Genomic DNA, 24,929 nt, shown 5'->3' on the forward strand with positions numbered 1-24,929 from the left:
TTCCATTTGCAATATTCATTAAATAACTCAAGGTAATAAATTTTTTCGACAGAGGACATCTTCTAACACATCAATGTATTGCTGAAGACGTACTTACTATATGACTATTGATAATGTTAAATGGAGTATTCATTGTTTAGTACTCTACCTTAACAAAGTCTAGAGCCAAACATTTTTGCTAGTTATCATCATATACTTTAAGGTCTATTCTAGACCGCAAGATTTTTACAAACAATTAATGTTTTTCAATCAAAAAGGGTGTTAATTATAACTGACGCCCTTTTTGATTTATAATAATGACTAATGCTTATAATTCAACAAAATCCAATTTGCATTAGCAATATATTGCTCTTTATCGGTTTCATTTTTAAATACAAGAAATAATGAAGCCTTATCAGTTTTAGGTTTTACAGGTATTTTGTAATACTTCATGAGGCCTTCATCTTTGTTGAAATACTTTAAGTGCGTTTTACCAATAAGATTTCCGCTAGGCGATCCTTCTCTAATTTCAACATCACCTTCATAAGCATAGTTACTAGCAAAAAATACAGATAATTTTATACTTTGCAAACCTTTTAAAGGCAGTGTGTCGAATTTTAAATAGGAATTATGAACAATAGAACCTACAAGTTTTTGCCCATCAGTACTCCAACCTCCTAAGCCATTACTTTTTTCATTAGCATCTTCAGCTTCAATTTTAGGTGCTTTAAAAATAATTTGCTCCCTAGTAGATAGATTAGATTCTGGTTGATCTTTGTTACCATTATCCAAATAAGAAGCCATTAAAACATACATGCCTTCATTTTTACTGCCTATATGCTTATCAAACATTATTGTGCCCTTTATTGGTAGTTGCTTTTTTGCTGGAGCGTTATCTGGTTTTAGTGACAAAATATATTTTACCATTTTATCAACTTCATCTGGTTTTAATTGGGGATGTGCAGACATCATAGTTTCTCCCCAAACACCGCTTCCGCCTTTAATGATTTTGCTGATTAAATAACCTGCATCTTTAGTGGTGTACTTATTGGCAATTTCGATGTAACTGGGGCCATTTACTTTTTCGTTGGTTGCATGACAAGCTTTACAATCGCTACCATCTATAAGTTTTTTACCTTCTGGTACGGTGTTTTGTTGATGCCCCAAAGTGGCTTTTATTAAATCGCTTCCTTCAGGGATATAATCTAAAGTTACTTTTACTTTATTGGCATCAATAGAGCCATCTTCGGTACTTCCATCTTGCTTATCATTAACAATGATGCTGTAATTTATTTTTTTATAATCCCAAAAAGATGTGTTTTCAGGATCTATTTGGATGGTTAATTCTGGCGGATCATTTCCTACTAAAAGTTTAGTCTCCGTAGTATCCGTTTCTCCTTTTTTATCAGTTACTGTTAATCTTACGGTGTAAGTTCCAGATTCATTAAAGGTAAATGAAGGGTTCACTTCTGTTGATTGTACTTCATCATTAATAAAAGACCATTTATAAGTCAGTTTATCATTATCATAATCTATAGACTCCAACCCTGAAAAAGTAACCGTTAATGGTGCGGCTCCAACCTGTTTATCGTTAGTGATTTTTGCTATAGGTTTTCTGTTGCCTTTGATATAAGATATTCTATTTAAGCGTGCATCTAAGTTTTGAGAGTTCCATTTTTGTCCATATTCTAAAACATATAGATTACCATCCAAACCAAAAATCATATCCATAGGATGTGAAAATTCTGTTGATGACATAAATGGTTCTGCTTTTTTATAGTTATGGTTTTCATCAAGTGTCACCACATAAATCCAATCTCGCATCCATTCGTAAACTATCAGTTTATCTTCAAAATATTCGGGAAAAGCATTATCGTTTGCATTGGGGTAATTTGAAGCATGATAAATAGGGCCTGCCATGGGATTTACACCGCCAACGCCTAACCATGGGAATTCGTCTGATTTATCATAAGAATACCAAATGAGTGATTCCTGAGCCACGGGAAGTTCCTTTAAACCCGTGTTGTTTGGCGAATTATTGATCAAATGATTCGGGTCAAATTTTGCTCCCGATTCTTGGGTTATAAAATTATAATCGTTATAAACTTGATTGTTGCCTCTGGTGTAAGGCCATCCCCAAAATCCGGCTTTTCTGGCTTGGTTGAATTCACCCATACCCTTGGGTCCTCGGTTGGCATTATCAACACCAGCGTCTGGACCGACATCTCCCCAATATAAGAATCCTGTTTTACTGTCGATTGATGGTCTGAAAGGGTTTCTACAGCCCATCACATAAATTTCTGGTTTTGTATTTGGAGTGCCTTTGGGGAACAGATTGCCTTCAGGAATGGAATAGCTACCATTATCCTCGGGTTTAATTCTTAAAATCTTTCCTCTAAAATCATTGGTGTTAGCTGCCGATTTTTGCGCATCCCAAAGCGCTCTCCCTTCGCGCTCATCAATTGGTGCATAACCAGACGATTCAAAAGGGTTGGTGTTATCGCCTGTGGTAATGAATAAATTTCCGTTAGGGCCAAACTCTAAGGCACCACCACTATGGCAGCATTCCCTAATCGTCGGAATTTTAATTAATATTTTTTCAGAATCTAAATCCAGCTTTTTGTCAATCAGATTAAAACGTGAAACATGTTGCAAAGGTTCATCACCTGGTGCTGAATAGAACAAGTAAATCCAATGGTTTGTTTTATAATTGGGGTCTACCGCCAAACCTAACAAACCATCTTCGTTGCCATAAAATAAATCGAGTTGCGCAATGGTTTTGGTTTGTTCTGTTTTAAAATCGAATAGTTTTAATGCGCCCCGGCGTTCGACAAATAAGATACCTTCATCTGGTAATTCATCTAATTCCATAGGTTCATTAAGGTTGAAATCTAAGACTTGCTTAACAAAACGATTTTCAGGAGGTACACGATCTGATGTTGCTTTGGTATAATCAAGCGAATTTTTACCAATGGCATATTTGATACCACCTAATAAATGATTTAAAAATGTTGTGTTTTCGAAGGTTTCGTTTGTATGTCCCATTTCGGTATAAAAAGCACGACCACCATCAAAATTATGATACCACGAAATTGGGTGGTTTTCACCATTCGTGCCACCTTCATAGGTGGTTTCGTCTATGGTAATGAGTACATTAATATCTGGATTGATACTTTTAAAATTATACCATTCATCTTCTTTTATCCAAGGTGTTTTAAGGGTTTTAGTTGACTCATGATTGTTGTTAATTACATTAAGAGTTGCTTCTTGTATTCGTGGATGTCCTTCAAAATAGGCTCCAACGAGTTTGTTATACCAAGGCCATTCGTACTCCGTATCGGTGGCAGCGTGAACACCTACAAACCCACCTCCAGCTTGAATATAGCGTTCAAAATTGGCTTGCTGTACTTCATTTAGAATATTGCCTGTGGTATTTAAGAAGACAACTGCTGAAAATTGTTTTAAAGAATCCTCAACAAAGTATAGGGAATCTTCAGTAGCAACCACTTTAAAGTTATTTTCTTTTCCTAGTTTTTTTAATGCCGTTATTCCAGCTTCAATTGAGCCGTGTCTGAAACCTGCAGTTTTACTAAATACCAATATTTTTTCTTCTTTTGTGCCACATGAAATGATCAAAATACTTATGATGAAAATCAGAATGGATTTTATAAACTTAGGTTTTATTTTAAACATAGTTAAGTTAAATATTGGTTCTTATATATAGCTGTTTATAAGCTGTTCCAAAAGCTCTTGTTTGCCACTTTTCAATTCGGGCTCTCCATTTTTTGAAGCTAATTGATATAGGTCTTTTAAACTTAGTTTGCCTGCTTCAAAATCCTTACCCGATTCAGAACTAAACGAATCATATCTTTTTTGCTTCATTTCCAAATAATCGGAATCGGACAATATTTTTTCTGCAGTTAAAAGCGCTCTGGCAAAAGTATCCATACCGCTAATATGGGCTATAAATAAATCTTCCATATCGGTAGAATTTCGCCTCGTCTTAGCATCGAAATTAATACCGCCATGTTCTAAGCCCTTGTTTTGCAATATAATCATCATAGCCTCTGTAACTTCGTATATATTGGTTGGGAATTCGTCAGTATCCCAGCCATTTTGATAATCACCTTTGTTAGCATCAATACTTCCCAACATATTGGCATCGGCGGCTACTTGTAACTCATGGGTAAAAGAATGACCCGCTAAGGTGGCGTGATTAACTTCTAAGTTTAATTTAAAATCTTTTTCCAAACCGTATCTATTTAGAAAACCCAATACGGTTGAAGCATCAAAATCGTATTGATGTTTGGTGGGTTCCATAGGTTTGGGTTCAATAAAAAAGGTGCCCGTGAAACCTTGAGCCCTAGCGTAATCTCTCGATTTGGTTAAAAACATGGCTAAGTGCTCTATTTCCTTTTTCATGTTGGTATTATGTAGCGACATATAACCTTCTCGTCCTCCCCAAAACACATAGCCCGTACCCCCAAGTGCTATGGTAGCATCAATGGCGTTTTTTACTTGTACAGCAGCCTTAGTTAATACATTAAAATCTGGATTAGTTGCTGCACCATTCATGTATCGCGGGTTAGAAAACACATTGGCGGTTCCCCAAAGTAGTTTAATGCCGTATTCAGCTTGTTTAGTTTGGGCATAAGGTAAAATTTGATGTAATCGTTTTTCGATGTCAAAAACACTTCCATCGCCAACTAAATCGGTGTCATGAAAACAGTAATAGGGAATGCTAAGTTTGTCGATAAACTCAAAAGCAGCATCCATTTTGTGTCTTGCAGCGGTTAACGGATCTGTATTGGCCCAAGGGAACGTTTTTGTTCCGGGACCAAAAGGGTCGCCACCTTCGCCACAGAAGGTATGCCAATAGGAAACAGCAAATTTTAAATGGTCTTTCATTGTTTTACTGTTAACGAGTTGGTTTTCGTTATACCATTTGAAAGCTAGAGGGTTTTTCGAATCTCTTCCTTCGTATTTAATTTTCTTAATTTTTGGAAAGTAAGTGCTCATATTAGTATGTTTTTTTTAATTCTTTTTCCCAATTATGATACGCATCTTCTATTTTAGATTGCATTTTCTTATTTGGTTGAATGGTTTCTAGTTTTTTAAAACGGCTAAAAGCTTCGTCTGAAGATTTATAAACGCCAGCACCAAGACCACTACCAATTGCAGCTCCAATGGCGCCATCGGTATCGTATATTTCGATTTGTGCTCCAGATAGGGAAGCTAAGGTTTCTTTAAAAATACTGCTTTGAAACATATTATTATTTCCAGCTTTTATAACATCTAACTTCAACCCCATGGATTTCATAATATTAATGCCATACTGAAAAGAAAAAACAATGCCCTCCTGTGCTGCGCGTAATACATGCGCTTTGTTATGGATGTTAAAATTAAGATGTTTCCATGTGCAGCCATTATTTGTGTCTTCCAAAATACGTTCGGCACCATTCCCAAAAGGGAATACCTGCAAACCATTTGAACCCACCTCTACAGTTTCTGCTAAAGCATTAATTTCGGAATAACTCAAACCTTGGGTTATATTTTTCCGCAGCCATGCATTTAATATTCCTGTGCCATTAATACAAGCTAATACACCATATCGTGGTTGCTCAACCTTATGGTTAACATGAGCAAATACATTAACACGAGAACGTAAATCGGGTTTTATATCATCAACAACGCCATAAATAACGCCAGAAGTTCCTGCCGTTGCAGCAATTTCACCAGGCTTTAAAACATTTAAAGATAAAGCATTATTGGGTTGATCTCCAGATTTGTAAGACACGGGGATACCTTCGGGAAGTCCTAATTGACACGCAATTTCGTTTGTAATTGTGCCATGCGAGCTAAACGTATCTTGGATTTCTGGAATTAAAGTGTCTTTTAAACCATAATGATTTAATAAGGTTTGCGAAATTTTATGATTCTTAAAATCCCAAAGAACACCCTCTGATAAACCACTAATGGTAGTTGTAATTTTATTGGTGAGTTTCATAGCAATAAAATCACCGGGTAGCATTATTTTATAAATACGCTCATACACATCGGGTTCATTGTCTTTAACCCATTTTAGTTTTGAAGCTGTAAAATTTCCAGGAGAATTCAATAGGGTACTCAAGCAGTAATTTGGACCTAAAGCGTTAAAGGCTTCTTTACCAATTTTGGATGCACGACTATCGCACCAAATAATTGAAGGTCTTAAAACCTGTTTGTTTTTATCGACCAAAACAAGTCCATGCATTTGATAAGAAATACCTATAGCCACAATATGCGACTTATCTATTTTTGCACTTTCAATGAGTTTTGGAATAATTAATTTAACATATTTCCACCAAAGAGAGGGCTCTTGTTCTGCCCATCCATTACGATGTGCAACAATATCCATTTCGTCTTTAGGTTCAAAATTTTGAGCTATTATAGCACCATCAGAAACTTGCAATAAGCTTGCTTTTATAGATGATGAACCAATATCCAATCCTAATAAATACATAGTTAAACTAGTTTATTTATTTTTAAGTTTTATGCTAAAAACTGTAATTTAATTTTAATAAAGCCCTTCTTCGTAAAACTGGAAAAACCACAAAACTGGCATCCGGATTTGCGTTAATAAACTCAGGTGTAGCACCATTGGCATTCGCTCCAAAGTTATTCGCACCAAAAAAGTTGGCTAATCCTTCTGAGTTAAAAAGATTAGTGACTAATATATCTGCCGATAGGTGTTTACTTATTTGATAGCCAATCCCTGCATTAAAAATGCTATAAGCAGGAAGCTTAAACCCATTAGACACATTACCATATCGTTTGCCCATAAACTGCCATTTAATAAATGCTGATATACTATCCTTTTGGTATTCGTTACTCAGATTAAGCATGAGTTTAGGATTAAAAGGAAGCGTATTTCCTGAAAAGTCTGCAATGCTATCATCATTGGTATCTACTGAACCAGCTGCATCATAAACTTTCCATTTAGTAGCTTTTGGATTTTGAAGGATGCCGTTAAAACGAAAAATAAAATTTTGAACAGGTGAATACACACTTTCCCATTCTAAGCCAATGGTTCTCGATGTATTAAATTGAATCGGTGTATAGAAAATGCTATTATCGTCTGAGTCAAATTCAAAATTAGCAATACCAATATTTTTAAGCTGACTCCAAAATAAAGTGCTTGTAAATGAAAAATCTTTAAGATTGTACTTTATACCAACTTCGGCTTGATTTATTTTTTGAACTTCGCCTTTTTTGTTAATGGGTACATTTGAGAAATTATTAAAATAATAGTTTAATTCTGGTGCTTTATTTCCTTGTGAAAATCTGGAAAATATTGCTGCTTCATCATCAATTTTAAAATTGATACCTCCAGAAAAAGATAGGTAATTATAGTTGTAATTGAAATTATCTTTTTCACCTGTTGGAGCTAAAATACCATTATCATAAGCTGTATTAACATTTCCATCTAAACCACCATTTTGTGTGAATGGTGTAAAACGATCTTTGTTCCCTTTGTGTTTGATGGTTTCGTAACGCAAACCTAAGTCTAAGTGAATAGCATCTGAAACTTTCCATCGGTCATTAATAAATGTTGATACCTGACTTACTTTAGCCCTAGCGTTCACAAAAAACAAACCGCCATAATTACTAACACCATTGGCATCTGATAGCTCAATTACAGGTTCTCCCGGGTTTTCAAGTGTTACTTGAAGCATCCTCGGGTTAGGTTCGTAGGTTACATATGCAAAACTTCCTTGGGTAAATTGAGCAGTGTTAGAAAAACCAAAATCAAAACCAGTAGAAATATCGTGATGTTCTAATTTTTTTTGGAGTGCAAATTGATGCATATATTCATCAGCTTTATTGTCTTTGTACCAAGCCGAGGTTCCCATAATGGCATCATTTGGTAGAGAGCCTTCGCTTAGATATTGAATAGGTTGTCCAGCCAAAATACCACTATTGTTAACTCTAGCAAGCTCAGAGCCAGATTGCGCATCACGAAAAACAACTTGCCCAATAGGGAAACCAGCACCACTAATAAAATAGGCTAGTGGGTTATTTAAAGACACAAATGCATTGCTTATTGAGGTTTGCCAATTGGCATCTTTTACAGAAAATTTCATATTGTTTTTTAAAGACCAATTATTACCTATATCTTGAAAAAGGTCTAAACCTAATGAAAAGTCTTTGGCGTAAACACCTTGAGATGGATTAAAGCTATTTTTCTTATTTAGGTGACGTCCATCAGGAATATTAGCATTAAAACTTGGCATTAATAGCGAGGTTGATTTAAAATTCTGTCCAAAAGCAGGCGTAGGATTGTTCCAATTTGTAGCAGCAACACCTGTGTACCTATTGGTTTTGTCGTTTAATATTTTGCCATAAAACTTTAGGTATCCATTTGCATCTTTTTTAATTACATTAAATTTGAATTGCCCACCTTTACTAAAAGGGAAACCTGTATTTCTAGCACCATCATCATGTCTGTAATGCCCGCCAGCATTAAAAAACCAGTTATTACCTAACGGTCCACCAATATTGGCATCTATTTTATGTAAATAATTTTCATCGCCTTGAAAACCATTTGTAAGTTGAATATCACCACCAAACTTACTCTTAATGCCATGAGAAATAAAATTATAGATGCCTCCGGGAGCATTAAGTGCAGTAATGGATGCACTTCCTCCTCTTATGGCTTCTACTTTTTTGGTAGTTAAATCTGCACGATGAAAAAGGTCTGGACTATAATATGAATGTTGTACAAGACTAACGGGAAGTCCATCTTCTTGAAGCGACACATAGTACCAACCCATATCATCTTCAGCAGAAGCCGAAATACCTCGTGTATAAACCTTTGTATATACTTCACCTGCCGAAGCATCAGTAAAAGTACCAGGGACATTTTGAAGCAAACTTGCAGTTCCTTGCGGGTAGTTTTGTTGAATGGATTTTGAATTCAGTATACTTACAGAAGTACTAGATTCTAATTGAATTCTAGGGTCAAAAGTACCGGTAACTACTATGGCTTGTAGGCTTAATAAATCATCTTCTAACACAAAAGACAACTTCATGTCTTTTTGAAAGATTTCAATATTATCTGTTATGGTTTTATATCCTAAATAAGAGATGCTTATTTCATAATTTCCATTGGGGATATTTTGTATTTTGAAAAGACCTTTTGCATTAGTCATGGTGCTATTTTCGGTTGGGCTTAAAATAATATTTGCGCCTTCTAAAGTGTTGCCATGTCTGTCTTTTACTTCTCCACTAATGTTATTTTGAGAATAAATGGTATTACAAAACGAGCCTGTTATTGTAAAAATGAAAAGCATTATAATTTTGTTCATATTTTAATTTGAAGAGTGTAAAGTTTCTAAATTTAGGCTTTAATTATATTTTGAACAATAGCGTAACTTGAATCTTGAAAAAATTATATTAATTCAATGGTTTTAATTACTATTTTTTCTAATCTTTAATTGGTATATAATACCAAAAGCAGCTATTAAAAGTCCAATAAATTCTCTAGTGCCTTCTAAATAGGGTTTATCATAAATCATTTCGCCAAAAATTTCTTCTTTATTTTCTGTTCTTAAATAATCAATAAATAATGAAAAATGAAATGCAGAATAAGTTAATAAGGCAGTTATTATTAGAATTAAAAACAGTGCAGGGATAGGTTTAAAGTTATGATACAGACATATAATAGCTACAACAAAATATATAGAAAACCATAAAATACCATCGGGATCATTTAATTGTAATAGTGCAAAAACGATGAATAGAATACACAGAATAAAATTGACACTCTTTTTCCGTTTACTTAAAGGTTTAGTAAATTTCATTAGTTAGTGAATTATAGTGTCCAACCTTCACGATATGTTCTTTTTACAAATTGGTTTGCTTCTTCAAAATTTGTAATCTTCATATTAACACCATCCCATAATAATTTTTTTCTTCCAGGATATTCAAAACCATTTCCTTTTGACTTTCTAAGGTTATAACTTCTAATAGCAAGATTACCCATTAAAACACTTTCTGTTAGTGGTCCAGCAAAATCGAATGATGAGGTAAGTGCTTTATGTTTTTCTTTACCAAAACCATCTTTACAGGCATCTACCCAAGAGGCATTATGTCCACTTTCAGGAAGTATACTTTTCTCTGTATCTTCAAATGTTAAAATATCTCCATTGTTTAGGTATATTTTTGGTGCAACTCCATATGTTCCACAAGTCATAATGCCTTTGTCTCCAATCATAATAACACCATTAGCGCTATCATGATCGCCAATAGGGTGATCTGCTGGAATTAAATCTGGATGGAAAGGTCTTAAACCACCATCTGACCAAGTTAATGTGATTTCCGATGCATTTTTTGCTGTTGCAGGAAACTTTAATTGTGTTCTTGATGAAGGCGGGCAAGATTCTGGTAAATATTCTGGAGACCAATCTTTTTTGAAAACTGCACCAACGCTACTTTCAACTTCAGTTGGGTAACCTAATCCCAAAACCCTAAACGGTGGGTCAATTAAATGGCAACCCATATCGCCCAAAGCACCAGTGCCAAAATTCCACCAACCACGCCATTTAAATGGGTGATATAAAGGATGGTAATCTACCATTTTAGCAGGTCCAACCCAAGTATCCCAATCTAAACCATCAATTAAAGCAGGTTTGTCTGTAGGAGTATTTATGCCTTGAGGCCAAACGGGTCTGTTGGTCCAAACATGTACTTTATTAACTGTACCTATTTTGCCTTCATCAAACCATTTAATCATTTGTTTCACGCCATTTCCAGAAGCACCTTGGTTACCCATTTGTGTTACCACTTTGTATTTGTTAGCAGCTTTTGTAAGCATTCTAGCCTCATATATACTATGTGTTAATGGTTTTTGCACATACACATGTTTGTTCGCTTTTATAGCTGCCATAGCTATTACGGCATGGGTGTGATCTGGCGTAGAAACTGTAACAGCATCTATATCTTTTACGTCATCAAAAAGCTTACGGTAATCTCGGTATTTTAAAGCATTAGGGAATTTTTCCATGAGCCTTTTTGACTGATTCCAATCTACATCGCAAATAGCAGTAATGTTTGATTTACCATTATTCCATGCGTTTATAGCATCAGAATAGCCCTTGCCACCACCACCTATAACTGCAATGTTTAGTTTATCACTTGGAGCAATAAACCCTTTTCCCATAACGTGTCTTGGAATTATAGAAATCCCTAATGATGTTAAAGCAGTTTTCTTTATGAAATCCCTTCTGTTATTTGCTTTATGGTTTTTTTTCATTTGTTAATATTTAAAAATTATCTGATGCTTTATAAGCTTCAATAATTGCTAATTCACCTTCTTTACCATGAATTGAATTTCCATGTTCCATACCTAATATGCCTTTAAACCCTTTTGAATGAATATGTTTAAATACATTTTTGTAATTTATTTCTCCTGTGGTTGGTTCGTTACGGCCAGGGTTGTCGCCGATTTGAAAATAAGCAATTTCGTTCCAACAGTTATCAATATTTGGGATTAAATTTCCTTCTTGAATTTGTTGATGATAAATATCGAATAATATTTTACAGGATGGTGAATTTACAGCTTTACATATTTGATAGGCTTGTGGTGAATTGGTTAAAAATAATCCAGGATGATCTCTAAAATTCAAAGGTTCTAATACCATAGTTATATTATGAGGCTCTAAAATAGCCGAGGCTTGCTTTAAAGTTTCAATAACATGAGCGGTTTGATAATCTATATTTTGATTTAAATCAAGATGACCAGGTACAACCGTCATCCATTTTGCATTAACACGTTTTGCAACTTCAACAGATTCTTTAATGTCCTTTAAAAACTCTTTTCGCTTATCAGTATTGCCACTTGCAAGGTTAGGTTCTTTCCAATAAATTTTATGAGCTACAAAAACGCCCATAGTTATATTTCTATTAGACATGGTTTTTGCCATTTTCTCTTGAATTTCAACAGTTCGTCCTTTCATACCATTATCCTCAAAAGCAGTAAACCCTTGGTCTGCCATAAAGTTTAATTGATCAATGGGGGCGTTTCCTGCATGGTTTTTAAACATACCTAAATGTGGTGCGTAATTTAATTTAAAACTATTCATGTTTGTTTCTGTATTTGAATCTAAAATATTCATCGCATTAATACCCGTTACACTAATCCCTAATAAAGATGCCGTGGCAGTACTTTTTTTTATGAATAATCTTCTTTTCATTTTATAAAAAATTAGTTTTTCCGGGAATTGGAATAGGATAATTTCCAAATTCATCTGGAATCACTGGAGGCACAGAATCAAAAGTAAGCGTGTCTTCGTCTGGAACTAATTTATGGTCTAGAGCAATAGCTTTATCCCAAGTTATTTCTTTTCCAGAGTAGGTTGCCATTCTACCCATAATAGCTGTCATTGTACTTTTTGCACCATTTTCAGCGTCGCTAATAACCTCTCCATTTCGTATAGATTTAAACAAAAGATTATGTTCTTGTTGATATGGATTAATATCATTTTCATTATCATGAGTATATATGTTTGTACCATCGTATTTTTTTAATCTTGTAGAACCACCTCCATCAGTATAAGAGGTTCCTAAAGTACCTTGAAAAGTTTCATCTACTCTATGTTTTGTTCCTGGTTGATGTCTACATTGGCTAGAAACTATAGCTCCGTTTTCATATTCGAATTCTACAACATGGTGGTCAAAAATGTGACCATGATCTTTTCCTTTGCGAACTTCTCTACCACCAGTTCCGGTAGCTTTTATTGGATATCCGCCAATAAACCAGTTGGCAACATCAATGTTGTGAATATGTTGCTCTAAAATATGGTCTCCACAAATCCAATTGAAATAGTACCAATTTCTCATTTGATATTCCATTTCTGTCTGATTTGCTTTGCGAGGTCTTACCCAAACTCCTGAACCATTCCAATATACTTGACCAGATACAATTTGACCAATATCACCTTTTTTAATACGATTATATGCTTCAATACAACTTGTTTGATAGTGTCTTTGAAGGCCAACCACCACATTTAATTTCTTAGCTTTTGCAACTTTTGCAGCTTCTAATACTTTTTTAATACCTGCAACATCTGTAGCGACAGGCTTTTCCATAAAAACATGTTTTCCTTGAGATACGGCATATTCAAAATGCTTAGGTCTAAATCCTGGAGGTGTAGTTAAAATAACGACATCAGCAGCATCTATAGCCTTTTTATAGGAACCAAAACCCACAAACTTATGGGATGGTTTTACATTAAGTTTGCCAATTTGAAACATTTTGGTTAGACTGGTATAGGCATTTTCTAACCGATCTTCAAAAGCATCAGCCATGGCTACTAATTCTACATTTTCGTCTGCTTTTAATGCTTGACTTACAGCACCTGTCCCGCGTCCTCCACATCCTACAACAGCTAGTTTTAATTTTTTAACTTTATTAAATATTGGGCTGGCGGTTAGTAATGAAGGTGTTAGTAAAATACCTCCAGCTGCTAAAGATGATCCTTTCACAAAATTACGTCTTGATAAATTGTTCTTTTTTTGTTTCATGGTTTTAAGTTTTTAGTTTAATCCGTAATCTTCAATTACAGAAAGCCAATATGTTTTTATTTCTTCTTTTGATGGTTGAACTTTAGGTCTAACCACACGAAAACCAACAAATGGCGCATTAGTATGCCACCAATCACTTTTTGGAATTTGAGGATCTCTTCTTTTCCATTTTTGTTTAGATTGACCTCTAGCTGTACAACATAATTTATCTTTTGTATCCTTCCATGAACCTCCTCGTACAACTCTTGGGTATAATTCTGTTGGTTTATTCCATGGGTTTACTTTTGGTGATGATTTATAGAAATCGGCATCATATTGATCCATAACCCATTCAGATACATTGCCTAATAAATCATGTATACCTAAATCATTTGCTTCTTTTAACCCAGTTTTTTCATATTTGTCATTTGTATTTTCATCATACCAAGCCACATTTTTTAAATTGCTAGCTTCATCTGTTTTACCTTTTTTACAAACGTATTCCCACTCTGCTTCAGTGGGTAATCTATAAAATATACCAGTTTTTGAGGTTAACCATTTGCAATACATAATGGCTGCATATTGTGTCATATTTACTGCAGGAGCTGTTCCTTTTCCCATATTAAAACTCATATCGACATATGGCGGAGTTGCTCCAGAGACCGCATCAATTCCTAGTTCATTTAGTGCTTTAATGTCTTTAAATTTTTCTGGACCAAATTCTCCAAAAACAAAAGCATCATATTGCTCCCAATTTATTTCATATTTACCCATCCAAAAATCACCAACCTCTACTTCATGGCTTGGTTTTTCATCATCATTGCGCGTAGTATCATCAGCATTTGCACCCATTAAAAATGTGCCACCTTTTACTGCTACCATTTCAATAGTAATAATTTCTTCCTTTAAATCTTGGGTATAGTTATTAAAATCTTGTGCAACTAGTAGTTGACTTTTTAATAGTAATAAAAAAGCTAAACCTAATTTTATAAAATAGTTTAATTTCATTTTTTGTAGATACTTATAATTCTAGTATTTCTATATTTTTAAATTCAACAGGGTGGCTTTCACTTTGTAAAGAAATATAGCCTTTTTTTAGAGGCGTACCTTCTAATTTTTTCCAGTACGCTTCATTATAGTCAACTGAACCACCAATTTTAGGTTTTGTGTAAGTAAGTACATTTTCTCCATTAATAAAATGTTTTATTATGGAATCATTTCTAACTTCAATTTCTACATTTACCCATTGATCTCCATTATAGGTTTTAGATTTAGAATTAACACAATGTGGGGTAAATAATTCATCATTCATTACTACGTTGGTTCCTGGAGTGCATAAATTGCCTGTTGGTCGCTCGCCACTTCCAAGGCCTCCTAAAAGTTGTACTTCAATTGAAACAGGAAAATCTTGGTTTAAGCCAATTTTTTTAGGGTCTTCACAATGAACCATTATGCCGCTATTTCTGGTTGCCCATCCTGCGCCATCTTTTAATTGTTCTCCAGTAAAACGATATTGCATTCTGAACCTATAATTAGAAAACTCTTTGTTATAATAAATATGCCCATAAGATTCATTAAAGGTGTCATTGTATCCATCATAATTAACTTTTAGCACCTCATTTTCTATAATAAAAGTGTTCTTGTAATTTACGCCTACTGGTTGCCCTTTTATTTTGATTGTCCAATCATTTAAATCTTTGCCATTAAATAATTTTACCCAATTTTCTTTTTTCGGAGTTTCAACTTTTTTCTTTTCTTCATTTTTACAATTGAATAAAAGAATTGTACAAAAAGCAATTACTACAATATTATATTTTTTAACCATTTTATTTATTTTTATAAAGACCAAGCTTTTCCTCCAGTGGCTTCGTTTACTGTAATACAACCTTTTTGGTATCCTGGAATAGGATCGTAAGCTAAAACATTTTCTCCAATATGCTCAGTTATTAAGTAAGCATTAATAGTCATCCATTTAATCGTATTTAGTAAATTGGATATTGACATAGGTTGGTTTTTTTCTCTTTGAGGTTCTTTTAATAACATATGTTTATCTAAAAGAAGTTTGTATTGATCTTCTGAAACTTTATTAATATTTTCATTATAATCAGATTTGATAATACTGATTAATTTTTGAAATGCTTCTTTTATGTTTTTTTGATCTTCTAACTCTGTAACTTCATCTAAATATTTATCAATAAACTGAGGTACATTAACTTCAGAAGCCGAAGGTGTATCAGTTTTCGGGATAATTACATCAGTAATTGCTTTTAAAATGTTGCTTTCTTCAAGCGTTAAAAATATAGGTTGCCATGTGTTAGTTTCATCATTGCAACTTTGTAAAAAGCTAATAAGTGCTGGAGTAGCAAAAACAATTCCAGAACCTAATCCTAGTTTTTTTAAAGCATTTCTTCTATTCATTTTAACTATGTATTAGACTTTTTAAAATTTTCGGTAGCATGATTAGCAGCTCTTGCGGTGAACGCCATGTAAGTAAGTGATGGGTTTTGGCATCCAGACGATGTCATAAAAGATCCGTCAGTTACATATACATTTTTACAAGCGTGTATTTGATTGTATTTGTTAAGTACTGAGGTTTTAGGATCGTGTCCCATTCTGGCAGTACCCATTTCATGTATGCCTAATCCCATGGCTCGTTTTTTTGAATTATCATATCCTGTTACATTTTTATAACCAGCAGCTTTTAGCATATTTACGGCTTGATTTTTCATGTCTTCTCTCATAGCCAGTTCATTTTCTCCAAAATCTGCATCAAAGGTTACTGTTGGCAAACCCCATTCATCCTTTTTGCTGTAATCAAGAAACATTTTGTTATTATGATTTGGTAGTGTTTCTCCAAAACCTAATAATCCAACCGTCCAAGATCCTGGTTTTAAGATTTCTTCTTTTAATTCAGACCCATATTTTAATTCGGCAACTAATTCACTTAATTTTCCTCTTGTAGCCCCACCTTGATAACCATAACCTCTTTTAAATTTTTTGGTATTCGTTTTGCCTCCCAAGTTTTTAAAACGTGGAATATAAATTCCGGTTGGTCTGCGCCCTTTGTAATATTTATCATTAAAACCATCAACTTTTGCTGTGGCTCCTACATGAAAGTGATGATCCATAATGTTATGCCCTAATTCACCACTATCATTCCCTAAGCCGTTAGGAAAGCGTTTTGATTTTGATTGTAATAAAATTGAAGCAGAAGCTATAGCTGAGGCACATAAAAAAATAATTTTTGCATTATATACAACAGTTTCTTTGGTTTCGGCATCTATCACTTTAACACCAGTAGCTTTTTTTAATGTGTCATCATATATTATTTCGTGCACAATCGAGTTAGGTCTTAAAGTCATATTTCCAGTTGCTTCGGCAGCAGGTAGTGTTGATGAGTTACTACTAAAATAAGCTCCAAAAGGACAGCCTCTCATGCATCTATTTCTAAACTGGCATGTAGTTCTTCCTAATCCTGGTTTAACGCCTTCGGTTATATGTGCTGTTCTTCCAATTGTAAGGAGTCTGTCATCAAAATTCTCTGCAATTTTTTGTTTTAAATGTTTTTCAACACAATTAAGCTCCATAGGTTTTAAAAACTCACTATCAGGCAATTGTTTAAGTCCTAGTTTTTCTCCACTTACACCAATATACTTTTCAATATAACTGTACCAAGGTGCTATATCTTTATATCTTACAGGCCAATCTATAGCAATACCTTCTTTTTTATTAGCTTCAAAATCAATATCACTTAATCTGTAGCTTTGTCTGCCCCACATAATGGATCGCCCACCAACATGGTAACCTCTAATCCAATCAAATCGTCTTTTTTCATTGTAAGGATGTTTTAAATCGTCAACAAAATAGTGTTGCTGTGCTTCGTGCATAATATAAATACCCGAGCGGTTTTGTTTTGGCTTTCGCTCCAAGGTTTTTCTTGTTGGTTGACCACCATTTGGCAAATCCCAAGGGTCTAAATGTGCGGTATGGTAATCTTCTACATGCTTAACCATTTTACCGCGTTCTAGAACTAAGGTTTTTAATCCTTTTTCACAAAGTTCTTTGGCTGCCCAACCACCTGTAACCCCTGTCCCTATAACGATGGCATCATAAGATTCAAGATTTTTTGTTATTTCTATTTTTTTCATTAAAACGCTTTGAAGTATTATTTAGTTACAAAAACTAATTTAAGGTAAATGTGTAATGATTTTTTTGTTAAAAATTGAGAAAATGAAAATTAAACTCTAAAATACATGGAAAATTAATTAATTTGCAGTATAATAATGTTCAAATTATTTCAGTGATGATAAATATACAAAAAATACAGCCTTATGAGGCGGACGGAATTGTTTATCATGCTGATACTTGCTTACCATTAGTAGATGCGGTTAATAGAAAAAAATTAAAGCTTAAAGCATTGGCAAGACATACTTATCCTGGTGATCGCTTAGATAAAAACACGTTAGGATTAAACAGTATTGGATATTGGGATGCTAATGAACCCCAAGATTGGGGTTTAGATTGGCATAGAAATGAAGGGATTGAGTTTCATTTTTTAGAGTCTGGTACAATGCCATATTCTCAAGAAAATAAGGAAATGGTTTTGCAACCTAATTATTTAACTATTACTAGACCTTGGGAAGCTCATAAAGTTGGAAACCCGAATATAGGAATGGGTAAATTTTATTGGGTTATTATAGATTTAGGTGTGCGCAGGCCTCATCAAGATTGGGTTTGGCCAGAGTGGATTACTTTAACACCTGATGATTTATCAAGGCTTACTACAATTTTAAGACAGAATGAAAAATCTATTTTAAAAACAGATAAAAAGATAAGAGATTGTTTTCTTCAGATAAGTAAAGCTGTTGATACCGATGTTAATGGTAGTAATGCCTCAAGAATTAGACTTCTTGTTAATTACCTTTTAATTTTGATACTTGATTTATTGAATACTGATGATATTGTTTTAAATGAGTCACTTACTGATAGTTCAAGAAGTGTAAAATTTTTCCTTAAAGAGCTGGAAAATAATTTGACTAAAAACTGGACTATTGAGTTGATGTCTCAGTCTGCAGGCGTTGGCTTAACTAGGTTTACACATCATTTTAAAAGATTAACTAACTTAACACCAATGCGTTATTTGACTATGAAGCGTTTAGAGATGTCAAAAAAAATACTTCTGGAAGACAAAAATTTAACTATAGCAGAGGTAGCTTATATGTGTGGTTTTGCAACAAGTCAATATTTTGCTACAGTATTTAAAAAGCACGAAAAATGTTCGCCTAATGAGTATAGATTGAAAAACGCAACGGAAAATTATCAACTAACCTAACTGCTTTTTAATGATTAAAGTTGTTTAAATTCTTTCACTGAATAAAAATACACATTGTTTTAAGTTCTAATATTTATATTCACGTTGTTAACTAAATTTATTGTTTAACCAAATAACAACTAACCATGAATATAAAACAGTTAATTTACAATACTACTCAAATCATTATTGTATCGTCAATACTAGCTTTTTCTGCTTGTAAAAAATCTAAAGAAAAAACAATTTCAACAGTAACAGAAGAAATCGAGCAGCCTATGTTTTTCAAAATTTCTTTAGCGCAATGGTCTTTACATAAAAAGATTAGAAATGGAGAAATGAGCCCTTTTGATTTTGCTAAAGAAGCTAAAAGTTTAGGTTTTGAAGCTATCGAATATGTTAGTGGTCTTTATAAAAAAGAGGTTAACGAAATGGGTATTGATGAGGTTGTAAAAAAACTTAAAGCTGAAAGTGAAAAGCATGGAGTAAAAAATTTACTTATAATGATTGATGGTGAAGGTAATTTGGCAACCAGTGATGAAAATGAATTAAAATCTGCATTAGAAAAGCATAAAAAATGGGTAGATGCAGCAAAAGCTTTAGGATGTCATTCCATTAGAGTTAATGCACATGGAGATGGCACATATGATGAAGTTTTAAATCAAGCAGTGGTGGGTTTAACAAAACTATCAGAATATGCCCAAACAAAAGGAATTAATATTTTGGTAGAAAACCATGGTGGCTTTACATCAAATGGGCAGTGGCTATCTTCGGTTATGGCTAAAGTGAATATGCCTAATTGCGGAACGTTGCCAGATTTTGGTAATTTTTGCATTAAGCGGAAAAAAGATGGTTGCGAAGACGAATACGATAAATATAAAGGTATTAAAGAGTTAATGCCTTATGCTAAAGCTGTTAGTGCCAAATCGTATGACTTTGATGAACAAGGAAATGAAACTGTTATTGATTATGTAAGAATTTTGCAAACTGTTAAAGATGCAGGATATTCAGGTTACATAGGAATAGAATACGAAGGAAGTAGATTAGGAGAAGAGGAGGGTATTATCGCAACTAAAAAATTACTTGAAAAGGCTGCAGGAGAGGTAAAGTAAAGAAGACTAACTATCTAAAACTAAAAATAAAATGGAAAACATTAATAAAAACAAGCTCTTTCTAGCAAGTTGTCTTGCTTTGATTACAACATCTATGACCTTTGCTATAAGAGCAAGGTTAGAAACTGTTTTTGGACCAGGAGGTATTGGATTAACTCTAGAGCAGCTTGGGTATGCTTTTGCACCTGCATTTTTCGGGTTTACAATTGCAATGATTATAGGTGGCCCTTTAGTTGATTTACTTGGAATTAAAAAAATTACGTGGATTGCTTTTTTTACACATATTATTGGAATTGTTTTAACATTAATGGCAGATTCTATGACGTCACTTTTTATAGCTACATTATTTGTAGGTATAGGAAATGGTATGGTAGAAGCTGCATTAAATCCATTAGTTGCATCTATGTACCCAGATAATAAAACCAAAATGCTTAATAGGTTTCATGTCTGGTTTCCTGGAGGTATTGTAATTGGTTCCATATTAGGGTGGCTTATAATGGATGTAATGGGATTAAGCTGGCAAGTTATGGTGGCAACTTTGTTTATTCCACTTATAATTTATGGTATCATGTTTTTTGGTCAAAAATTTCCTGTTACTGAACGTGTACAGCTTGGAATCAGTAATAAGAAAATGTTTAAAAGTGTATTAAATCCATTGTTCTTATTTATGGTGGCTTGTATGTTTCTTACAGCAGCTTCAGAATTAGGTACAACCCAACGTATTGAATCATTACTAAAAGAATCTGTTTCTGCACCGTTATTGGTACTAGCTTTTATAAATGGTATTATGGCTTTGGGCAGATTATCTGCGGGTCAAGTTGTTCATAAATTAAGTCCTTCAGGAATGCTTTTGTATTCTGCAATATTTACTTTTATAGGTCTTTGGATGCTAACGATTACTAGTGGCGGAATGACATTTGTTGCAGCAGCTGTTTTTGCCGTAGGGGTTACTTTTTTCTGGCCAACAATGTTAGGTTTTATAGCTGAGTATTTACCAGAAACAGGTGCTTTAGGATTATCAATTATGGGAGGTGCTGGAATGTTTTCAGTATCATTAGTATTACCTATTATGGGTAAGCTTATGGATGATGCCAATGCTACTGAAGCATTGCGAACTATGTCTATATTACCAGCAATTTTAATTGTAGCATTTTTAGGATTGAATATCTACATGAAAAAACGAAAAGCTGCTTAGTTTTTATATAAAAGAAAAATAATGTCAGAAAAAATAAGATTAGGAATACTTGGAGGTGGTGGCGATTCGCTTATAGGCGTATTACATAGAGTAGCCTCTTCAATGTATGATAAATATCAAATAGTAGGAGGTGTTTTTAACCCCAAATGGGAAGAAAACATAAGTTTTGCACAAAAATTAGGATTACCTGAAAACCGTATTTATATTGATTTTGATACGTTTATTGAAGAAGAATTAAAACTTCCAGAATCTGAACGCATAGAAGTAGTTTCAGTGCTTACTCCAAATTTTTTGCATTTTCCTATGGCAAAGAAACTGATTGAAAATGGGTTTCACGTTATATGCGAAAAACCATTAACAACTACACTTGATGAAGCTAAGGTTTTAGAGCGTGCGCTTGAAAAATCCAAAACTATTTTTGCTGTGACATATACCTATACGGGTTATCCTATGATTCGTCAAATGCGAGAAATGATACAATCTGGTATTATAGGCGATATTCAAAAAGTCGATATTCAATATTATCAAGGATGGATAAACCCAATATTATTAGATAAAGAATTGCGAAAAACAATATGGCGTCTAGATCCTAAAAAAGCTGGAATAAGTAGTTGTGTTGGAGATATCGGGACTCATGCTTTTAATATGGCTGAATATTTAACTGGATTAGAAGTTAAATCTATTTTAGCAGACCTTAATACTAGATACGAAGACAATCAACTGGATGTTGATGGAACCATATTAATACGTTTTTCAGAATATGTAAAAGGTGTTATTCGTTCAAGTCAAATAGCAACTGGCGAGGAAAACGGTTTAGAAGTAAAAATATACGGTACAAAAGGCGGCTTTAATTGGAAACAAGAAAACCCGAATTATCTATATTATTTAACGGATGATAAACCTTTACAAGTACTAAAGCCAGGACACGCTTATAATGGGAACGTTTCTTTAGATGGTACTAAATTACCTCCAGGACATCCTGAAGGCATATTCGATTCTATGGGGAATATTTATTATGGTGTAGCTAAAGCAATTAGAAATGAAAATTATGATATTGGAGAATATCCAACAATGAATGATGGTGTACGAGGCATGAAATTTATAGAAAAGTGTGTTGAGTCGCATAAGTTAGGTAACGTTTGGTTAGAAATATAGAGCAATATAAAATATAAAATGACCATGCTAATAAAGTTGATGCCAACCGATATTATTTTGGTGAATTACATCAGACCTAATTAAATAATAGAATAACCATATGAAAACAATAAAAGGACCTGCTGTTTTTTTAGCACAGTTTGCTGGAAGTGAAGCCCCATTTAATTCACTAGATGGTATGTGTAAATGGGCAGCAGATTTAGGATATAAAGGCATACAAATTCCAACTTGGGAATCTAGTTTAATCGATATTGAAAAAGCAGCCGAAAATCAAACCTATTGTGATGAACTAAAAGAAAAAGTAGAGTCGTATGGTTTAGAAATAACTGAATTATCAACACATTTACAAGGACAATTAGTTGCGGTAAATCCAGCTTACGATACTATGTTTGACAGTTTTGCCCCAGAAGCGGTTAGAAATAACCCAAAAGCAAGAACAGAATGGGCTATAGATTTCGTAAAAAAATCTGGAACTGCAAGCAGAAGATTAGGCTTGAGTTCTCATGCAACGTTCTCTGGAGCATTGATGTGGCATACTATGTATCCGTGGCCACAACGCCCTAACGGATTGGTGGAAATGGGTTTTAAGGAATTAGCTAATCGTTGGTTGCCTATTTTAAATCATTTTGAAGAACAAGGTGTCGATGTATGCTATGAAATTCATCCTGGTGAAGATTTACATGATGGCATTTCTTTTGAGCGTTTCTTAGGAGCAACAAATAATCATAAAAGGGTTAATATACTTTACGATCCAAGTCATTTTGTGCTTCAGCAGTTAGATTATTTAACTTTCATTGATTATTATCACGAATATATTAAAGCGTTTCATGTAAAAGATGCTGAATTCAATCCAACAGGAAAACAAGGGGTTTATGGTGGTTATGCAGATTGGAAAGATCGAGCAGGACGTTTTAGATCTTTGGGAGACGGACAAGTAGATTTTAAAAGTATATTTTCAAAATTAACTAAGTACGGATGCGATGTTTGGGCTGTTATGGAGTGGGAATGTTGTATAAAATCTTCAGATCAAGGTGCAAAAGAAGGGGCTCCATTTATTCAAAAGCATATTATTAAAGCCGTACAAAGAAGTTTTGATGATTTTGCTGGAGGTGAAATCGATAAGGATCAATTAAAAAATATACTGGGTCTTTAGGTTAAAATAATAATCGTATATAGAAAAAACATTGTAAAGTGTTTTTATAAAATATATTTGAATTGTTATACTCTGAATTTTTAAAAATAAATCGTAGAATATTTAAAATTAGTATAAATGAAATTATTGATTAAAATATTACTTGTATTGTTAGTATTAGTTTCTTGTAAACAAGAAAAAAATAATACACCTATTGAAAAAGATTTAGCAGAAGAATGGATAACACTTTTTGATGGATCTTCTTTAGATAATTGGCGAGGCTATTTGTCCGATAGTATATATCCAGAATGGACAATTGAAGACAGCACTTTAGCTTTTACACCTAGTGAAGGTGGTGGTAAAAACATAATAACCAAAAAGAAATTCACAAACTTTGTTTTATCTGTTGAATGGAAAGTTTCAGAAGGTGGCAATAGTGGTATTTTTTGGAGTGTTTTTGAAGATGAAGCTTATCCTGAAGCCTATCATACAGGTCTAGAAATTCAAGTGTTAGATAACGAAAGACATCCAGACGCAAAAGCAAATCCAAAATATCATCAAGCAGGTGCTTTATACGATTTGGTACAACCAGCTTACGATGTATGTAAACCAGCAGGTCAATGGAATTTATGTGTAATAAAAATAGATCATAATTCAAATAAAGGAAGCGCATCACTAAATGGAAAAGTAATAGTTGAATTTCCACTTCATGGCGAAGTATGGGATAAAATGATTGCTAATTCAAAATTTAAAGATTGGAAAGGTTTTGGAAAATATAAAACAGGACATATTGGTTTGCAAGACCACGGTGATAAAGTATGGTACAGAAATATAAAAATTAAAGAATTATAAGATTTTATTATAGTACTAATAAGTTTAGGCCACAGCGTCAATATATTTTTTTAAACTAATTTTACTTTGTTTAAGTGAAATTATTAATGTTAGCATATTCATTTTAATCTTCATAATATTATTTATCATCAAAATAGTAAAACTCAGCTTTATGGTTGAGTTTTTTTATAAATTAAAGTTATCTTTTAATAAAAACTGTTGATAACTTCTGTGTAAGCATTAAGCCAAAAAAACTACTTTTGTTACTATAAATTTTGAAAAATATGTCAGATACAATAGAAAAAGTAAAATGCTTAATTATAGGTTCTGGACCTGCAGGGTATACTGCTGCAATTTATGCGGCAAGAGCAAATATGGCACCAGTTTTATACCAAGGAACACAACCTGGTGGACAATTAACAACCACTAACGAAGTAGAAAATTTCCCAGGTTATCCAGACGGCATTACTGGGCCAGAAATGATGATTGAATTACAAAAACAAGCAGAACGTTTTGATACCGATGTTCGTAATGGTTGGATTACTAAAGTAGATTTTTCTGGAGATGTTCATAAAGTATGGGTTAATGATGAAAAAGAAATTCATTGTGACACCGTAATTATATCAACAGGAGCATCAGCCAAATATTTAGGATTAGAATCTGAACAAAAATATT

Annotated in this window: 19 protein-coding genes; 7 read left to right on the forward strand and 12 right to left on the reverse strand. The window is 33.6% G+C overall.

The genetic code is table 11. The features are described from left to right. Positions 1–300: 300 nt before the first annotated feature. From AADI82_RS03775 to AADI82_RS03830, 12 genes are all read right to left on the reverse strand, one after another. Positions 301–3,672 carry a ThuA domain-containing protein gene (locus AADI82_RS03775; protein WP_341215132.1) on the reverse strand — a complete coding sequence of 1,124 codons (3,372 nt, stop codon included), beginning with the start codon at positions 3,670–3,672 and terminating at the stop codon, positions 301–303. Between the two features lie 21 nt (positions 3,673–3,693). Then, entirely contained in the window at positions 3,694–4,998 is a 1,305-nt protein-coding gene (gene xylA / locus AADI82_RS03780) for a xylose isomerase (protein WP_341215133.1), read from the reverse strand. A 1-nt stretch (position 4,999) separates the two neighbouring features. Continuing rightward, on the reverse strand, positions 5,000–6,481 hold the full coding sequence (locus AADI82_RS03785; RefSeq protein ID WP_341215134.1) for an FGGY family carbohydrate kinase: 1,482 nt from the start codon (positions 6,479–6,481) through the stop codon (positions 5,000–5,002). Positions 6,482–6,515: 34 nt separating this feature from the next. Continuing rightward, positions 6,516–9,326 (reverse strand): TonB-dependent receptor, encoded by a 2,811-nt coding sequence (locus tag AADI82_RS03790; RefSeq protein ID WP_341215135.1) that lies wholly within the window; start codon positions 9,324–9,326, stop codon positions 6,516–6,518. A 102-nt stretch (positions 9,327–9,428) separates the two neighbouring features. Beyond that, positions 9,429–9,821, reverse strand: a complete 393-nt coding sequence (locus AADI82_RS03795; RefSeq protein ID WP_341215136.1) for a transmembrane 220 family protein — start codon at positions 9,819–9,821, stop codon at positions 9,429–9,431. An 11-nt stretch (positions 9,822–9,832) separates the two neighbouring features. Continuing rightward, positions 9,833–11,272, reverse strand: a complete 1,440-nt coding sequence (locus AADI82_RS03800; protein WP_341215137.1) for a Gfo/Idh/MocA family oxidoreductase — start codon at positions 11,270–11,272, stop codon at positions 9,833–9,835. A 10-nt stretch (positions 11,273–11,282) separates the two neighbouring features. Then, complete coding sequence (locus AADI82_RS03805; protein WP_341215138.1) at positions 11,283–12,212, reverse strand: TIM barrel protein; 930 nt, start codon at positions 12,210–12,212, stop codon at positions 11,283–11,285. Between the two features lies 1 nt (position 12,213). After that, on the reverse strand, positions 12,214–13,542 hold the full coding sequence (locus tag AADI82_RS03810; RefSeq protein ID WP_341215139.1) for a Gfo/Idh/MocA family oxidoreductase: 1,329 nt from the start codon (positions 13,540–13,542) through the stop codon (positions 12,214–12,216). A gap of 12 nt (positions 13,543–13,554) precedes the next feature. Then, positions 13,555–14,529, reverse strand: coding sequence for an SUMF1/EgtB/PvdO family nonheme iron enzyme (locus tag AADI82_RS03815; protein ID WP_341215140.1), 975 nt, complete (start codon positions 14,527–14,529; stop codon positions 13,555–13,557). A gap of 13 nt (positions 14,530–14,542) precedes the next feature. Further along, the gene (locus AADI82_RS03820; protein WP_341215141.1) at positions 14,543–15,346 is read right to left on the reverse strand and encodes a DUF1080 domain-containing protein; all 804 of its coding nucleotides are present in this window, start codon (positions 15,344–15,346) and stop codon (positions 14,543–14,545) included. An 11-nt stretch (positions 15,347–15,357) separates the two neighbouring features. Then, complete coding sequence (locus AADI82_RS03825; protein ID WP_341215142.1) at positions 15,358–15,939, reverse strand: gluconate 2-dehydrogenase subunit 3 family protein; 582 nt, start codon at positions 15,937–15,939, stop codon at positions 15,358–15,360. Positions 15,940–15,944: 5 nt separating this feature from the next. Next, the gene (locus AADI82_RS03830) at positions 15,945–17,669 is read right to left on the reverse strand and encodes a GMC family oxidoreductase (RefSeq protein WP_341215143.1); all 1,725 of its coding nucleotides are present in this window, start codon (positions 17,667–17,669) and stop codon (positions 15,945–15,947) included. Positions 17,670–17,824: 155 nt separating this feature from the next. Here AADI82_RS03830 and AADI82_RS03835 point away from each other — a divergent pair, with 155 nt between their 5' ends. The 7 genes from AADI82_RS03835 to AADI82_RS03865 form a co-directional block, all read left to right on the forward strand. Continuing rightward, positions 17,825–18,853, forward strand: a complete 1,029-nt coding sequence (locus AADI82_RS03835) for an AraC family transcriptional regulator (RefSeq protein ID WP_341215144.1) — start codon at positions 17,825–17,827, stop codon at positions 18,851–18,853. Positions 18,854–18,978: 125 nt separating this feature from the next. Further along, positions 18,979–19,941 carry a sugar phosphate isomerase/epimerase family protein gene (locus AADI82_RS03840; protein WP_341215145.1) on the forward strand — a complete coding sequence of 321 codons (963 nt, stop codon included), beginning with the start codon at positions 18,979–18,981 and terminating at the stop codon, positions 19,939–19,941. A 31-nt stretch (positions 19,942–19,972) separates the two neighbouring features. Then, positions 19,973–21,136, forward strand: a complete 1,164-nt coding sequence (locus AADI82_RS03845) for an MFS transporter (protein WP_341215146.1) — start codon at positions 19,973–19,975, stop codon at positions 21,134–21,136. Positions 21,137–21,157: 21 nt separating this feature from the next. After that, the gene (locus AADI82_RS03850; RefSeq protein ID WP_341215147.1) at positions 21,158–22,291 is read left to right on the forward strand and encodes a Gfo/Idh/MocA family oxidoreductase; all 1,134 of its coding nucleotides are present in this window, start codon (positions 21,158–21,160) and stop codon (positions 22,289–22,291) included. Positions 22,292–22,391: 100 nt separating this feature from the next. Then, entirely contained in the window at positions 22,392–23,444 is a 1,053-nt protein-coding gene (locus AADI82_RS03855) for a sugar phosphate isomerase/epimerase (protein WP_341215148.1), read from the forward strand. A gap of 117 nt (positions 23,445–23,561) precedes the next feature. Continuing rightward, positions 23,562–24,275, forward strand: coding sequence for a DUF1080 domain-containing protein (locus tag AADI82_RS03860; RefSeq protein ID WP_341215149.1), 714 nt, complete (start codon positions 23,562–23,564; stop codon positions 24,273–24,275). 263 nt (positions 24,276–24,538) lie between these two features. Next, the coding region (locus tag AADI82_RS03865; protein WP_341215150.1) for an FAD-dependent oxidoreductase at positions 24,539–24,929 on the forward strand (391 nt) is incomplete at its 3' end.

This window comes from uncultured Wocania sp. (assembly GCF_964021735.1).
Taxonomy (GTDB): Bacteria; Bacteroidota; Bacteroidia; order Flavobacteriales; family Flavobacteriaceae; genus Wocania_A.